This window comes from Ercella succinigenes (assembly GCF_900002895.1).
The window spans coordinates 1-3,256 of sequence record NZ_CDHP01000036.1 but is presented as its reverse complement, the minus strand read 5'-3'; the positions used below and the strand labels follow the sequence as shown (position 1 = coordinate 3,256).

The 3,256-nt window shown below is 50.0% G+C and carries 2 rRNA genes; both read right to left on the bottom strand.

Going from position 1 to position 3,256, the window contains the following annotated elements:
- Positions 1–5 precede the first annotated feature (5 nt).
- A 5S ribosomal RNA gene (gene rrf, locus AC0KSB_RS08240) occupies positions 6–122 on the bottom strand.
- Between the two features lie 142 nt (positions 123–264).
- Positions 265–3,171: ribosomal RNA gene (locus AC0KSB_RS08235) — 23S ribosomal RNA — on the bottom strand.
- Positions 3,172–3,256: the final 85 nt, after the last annotated feature.

Genomic DNA, 3,256 nt, shown 5'->3' with positions numbered 1-3,256 from the left:
TATGAATCCGGCAGAGACCTATCTTCCCGAGCCGTCTCCAGCCAAGTATTGTCGGCACACAAGAGCTTAACTTCTGTGTTCGGGATGGGAACAGGTGTGACCTCTTGGTAATATCCACCGGAAGTGGTAGAGGGAATAAATACACCCTCAAGACTGCACAAGGGAAAGAGAATAAGAAAAAGATAAAAACAAAGAATCCGAGCAAAAATATAAATCGGAACAAAATCTGGTATCAGGAACAAACTAAATTGAACCTAAAAACTTGTGGTCAAGTCCTCGACCTGTTAGTACCGGTCCGCTACATACATTACTGCACTTACACTTCCGGCCTATCAACCAGGTAGTCTACCTGGGGTCTTACCATTACTGTGGGAAATCTCATCTTGAGGTGGGCTTCACACTTAGATGCTTTCAGCGTTTATCCCTTCCAAACTTAGCTACCCAGCTATGCCACTGGCGTGACAACTGGTACACCATAGGTTTGTCCATCCCGGTCCTCTCGTACTAGGGACAGCTCCTCTCAAATTTCCTACGCCCGCGATAGATAGGGACCGAACTGTCTCACGACGTTCTGAACCCAGCTCGCGTACCACTTTAATCGGCGAACAGCCGAACCCTTGGGACCTGCTACAGCCCCAGGATGTGATGAGCCGACATCGAGGTGCCAAACCTCCCCGTCGATGTGAACTCTTGGGGGAGATCAGCCTGTTATCCCCAGGGTAACTTTTATCCGTTGAGCGACGGCAATTCCACTTTCTACCGCCGGATCACTAAGCCCGACTTTCGTCCCTGCTCGACCTGTATGTCTCGCAGTCAGGCTACCTTATGCCTTTGCACTCGCTGCACGGTTTCCAACCGTACTGAGGTAACCTTTGGACGCCTCCGTTACCTTTTTGGAGGCGACCGCCCCAGTCAAACTGCCCGACTGCCATTGTCCTGTGACCGGATCACGGTCACCAGTTAGAGACCCAATACTGTCAGAGTGGTATCCCAACATCGGCTCCCGTACAACTGACGCCATACGTTCTCAGCCTCCCACCTATCCTGTACAGACAATATCGAATCCCAGTAGCAATCTACAGTGAAGCTCCATGGGGTCTTTCCGTCTAGTCGCGGGTAACTTGCATCTTCACAAGTACTACAATTTCACCGGGTACGTTGTTGAGACAGTGCCCAAGTCATTACGCCATTCGTGCGGGTCAGAACTTACCTGACAAGGAATTTCGCTACCTTAGGACCGTTATAGTTACGGCCGCCGTTTACTGGGGCTTAAGTTCACTGCTTCGCGTTAAGCTTACAGATTCCCGTGACCTTCCAGCACCGGGCAGGCGTCAGCCCCCATACTTCATCTTTCGATTTAGCGGAGACCTGTGTTTTTGCTAAACAGTTGCTTGGGCCTATTCACTGCGGCCAGCTTGCGCTGGCACCCCTTCTTGCGAACTTACGGGGTTAATTTGCCGAGTTCCTTAACAACGCTTCTCCCGCTCGTCTTAGGATTCTCTCCTCATCCACCTGTGTCGGTTTGCGGTACGGGTACCCCTTCACTCAATAGCAGCTTTTCTCGCCAGTGTGGAATCATCTGCTTCGGTACTTATTTTCCCTCCCCATCACGCCTTCGAATCACCATGCGTACTTAACTACATAGCTTTCTACCTCGCTTGGACGTGCGCTTCCAGCTGCACGCTCAGATTATCCTCCTGTGTCCCTGCTTCTTTCAAACGTGAAGTGGCAGTACAGGAATTTCTACCTGTTGTCCATCGACTACGCCTTGCGGCCTCGCCTTAGGTCCCGACTAACCCTGGGAGGACGACCCTTCCCCAGGAATCCTTGGATTTTCGACGGCGAAGATTCTCACTTCGCTCTCGTTACTTATTCCGACATTCTCACTACTGATAGATCCACACGTCCTTACGATCGTGCTTCGCCTCCTTACAGTAAGCTCCCCTACCAACCCAATATTGAGTTCCGCAGCTTCGGTACATGGTTTAGCCCCGGTTATCTTCGGCGCAGACTCACTCGACTAGTGAGCTATTACGCACTCTTTGAATGAGTGGCTGCTTCTAAGCCAACATCCTAGCTGTCTTAGCAAATCCACATCCTTTTCCACTTAACCATGATTTTGGGACCTTAGCTGACGGTCTGGGCTGTTTCCCTTTCGACAATGGCACTTATCTGTCACTGTCTGACTCCCGTACATCATCTTGCTGGCATTCGGAGTTTGATAAGGTTCGGTAACCTGGGTAAGGCCCCTAGCCCATTCAGTGCTCTACCTCCAGCAGATTAATACGAGGCTAGCCCTAAAGCTATTTCGGGGAGAACCAGCTATCTCCGGGTTCGATTGGAATTTCTCCCCTATCCACAAGTCATCCGAGATTTTTTCAACAATCACCGGTTCGGTCCTCCATGACGTTTTACCGTCACTTCAACCTGCTCATGGATAGGTCACCCGGTTTCGGGTCTATAACAACTGACTTAACGCCCTATTAAGACTCGGTTTCCCTTCGGCTTCGTACCTTCAGTACTTAACCTTGCCAGCTGCCATAACTCGTCGGACCGTTCTACAAAAAGTACGCCGTCGAGCATAAACGCTCTTCGACTGCTTGTAAACACAGGGTTTCAGGTTCTTTTTCACTCCCCTCCCGGGGTTCTTTTCACCTTTCCTTCACAGTACTGCTTCACTATCGGTCACCGAGTAGTATTTAGGCTTGGAGGGTGGTCCCCCCGGCTTCCCACAAGGTTTCTCGTGTCTCGTGGTACTCTGGATACTGTCCAGCTCGCTCAGTTTTCGCATACGCGACTATTACGCTCTTTGGTCCCGGCTTTCCATCCGTTCATTCTGCTAACTGATTGAGATCCTTTTTACAGTCCACAACCCCATATTACCGAAGTAATATGGTTTGGCCTCTTCCGCTTTCGCTCGCCACTACTTACGGAATCTCTTTTGATTTCTACTCCTGGGGCTACTTAGATGTTTCAGTTCACCCCGTCTCCCTCCTGTATGCTATGTATTTACATACAGGTAATCAGGCATTTACCCTGATTGGGTTTCCCCATTCGGACATCTGCGGGTCTTAGGATATTTGCTCCTAACCGCAGCTTTTCGCAGCTTGTCGCGTCCTTCATCGGCTCTCGGTGCCAAGGCATTCACCCTGCGCTCTTAGTAACTTGACCTTTTTTTGGTTCTCTTCGTCGATATCCTGACACTTTAGATGAAGTTCCAATTCCAAGACTTGCTTCTTTAGCTTACCCTTTTGTG